Source organism: Deltaproteobacteria bacterium GWC2_65_14 (assembly GCA_001797615.1).
In the GTDB taxonomy this organism is placed as follows: Bacteria; Desulfobacterota; Deferrimicrobia; order Deferrimicrobiales; family Deferrimicrobiaceae; genus GWC2-65-14.
On the sequence record MGPV01000032.1, the window covers coordinates 48,211 to 49,653 of the forward strand.

1 protein-coding gene and 1 pseudogene (1 of these 2 only partly in view) are annotated in these 1,443 nt (G+C 70.6%); both read right to left on the minus strand.

Annotated features, from left to right (window positions below; all coding sequences use genetic code 11):
• Positions 1 to 499: pseudogene (locus A2X88_10555) on the minus strand (peptide ABC transporter substrate-binding protein) (it extends 446 nt beyond the left edge of the window).
• Positions 496 to 1,443, minus strand: a 948-nt coding sequence (gene dppD / locus A2X88_10560; protein ID OGP34357.1) for a dipeptide ABC transporter ATP-binding protein DppD, incomplete at its 5' end; no start/stop codon positions are given. The pseudogene A2X88_10555 and the gene dppD, both read right to left, overlap by 4 nt.

Below are 1,443 nucleotides of genomic sequence, written 5' to 3' on the forward strand. Positions count from 1 at the left end.
TCCGCTGCCGCTGCCCGCCCGAGAACTCGTGCGGGTACCGTTCGGCGGCATCGGCCGACAGGCCCACCCGCAGGAGGAGCCGCTCCGCCCTCTCCCGGACCTCCGCACCCCTGGCGATCCCGTGGACGAGCCACCCTTCTCCCACGATGTCGCGGACCCGCATCCGCGGGTTCAGCGACGAGTAGGGGTCCTGGAAGATGATCTGCATCTTCCTGCGCAGGTGTCGGAGCTCCTCGCCCGCCAGGGCCGTGATGTCGCTCCCCTCGAACAGGATCCGCCCCGCGTCGGGGGGGATCAGGCGGATCGCCACCCGCCCGAGCGTCGTCTTGCCGCAGCCGGACTCCCCCACCAGACCCACCGTCTTTCCCGCCGGGACGGAAAGCGACACCCCGTCGACGGCGTGGACCGTGAGCGTCTCGGAGGAGAAGAAGGACTTCTTCACCGGGAAGAGCTTCCGGATCCCCTCCAGCGAGAGCAGCGTCCCGTCGTCGCGGCTCATCCGGATCCTCCCTTCCGCGCCCGCCTCTGGTAGTGGCAGGCGGCAAGGTGTCCCGGCGCGAACTCCTCCAGCGGGGGGTCCTCCCGGTCGCAGACCGAGAGTTCGTCCTCCGCCTTCTCCCCCGCGCGGAAGCTGCGGAGCGCCTCCTGCCGGAACGGGCAGCGGTCCGCGAACGGGCAGCCCGGGGGGATGGCGTCGAGGCCGGGGACCATCCCCGGGATCGAGGGAAGCCGCGTCTCCCCCGACCCCTTCCCCGGCAGCGACCGGAAGAGTCCCTGCGTGTAGGGATGGACCGGGTCGGCGAACAGGGCCGTCGTCGGGGAAATCTCCACGATCCGTCCCAGGTACATGATCGCGGTGCGGTCGGCGAACTCCGAGACGACCCCCAGGTCGTGGGTGATCAGCAGGATCGCCATCCCCTGCTCCTTCCGCATCTCCTTGAGCAGGGAGAGGATCTGCGCCTGGATCGTGACGTCTAGCGCCGTGGTCGGCTCGTCGGCCATGAGGAGGGCCGGCTCGAGCGCCAGCGCCATCGCGATCATCGCCCGCTGCCGCATCCCCCCGCTCATCTGGTGCGGGTACTCCCGCGCTCGCAGCGAAGGATCCGGCATCCTGACCCGCCGCAGCCACTCCACCGCCCGTGCGGCCGCCTCCCTCTTCCCGCAGACCCGGTGGGCGGTAAAGACCTCGGCGACCTGCTCCCCGATCGTCAGCACCGGGTTGAGCGAGGTCATCGGCTCCTGGAAGATCATCGAGATCTCCCGCCCGCGCACGGCGCAGATCTCCTTCTCCGGGAGGGGAACGAGGTCCCTCCCGCGGAAGAGGATGCTCCCCGCCTCGATCCGTGCCGGCGGAGACGGCAGGAGCTTCAGGATCGACAGGGCGGTGACCGTCTTCCCGCAGCCGGACTCCCCGACCAGCCCCAGCGTCTCGCCGGGGGCGAC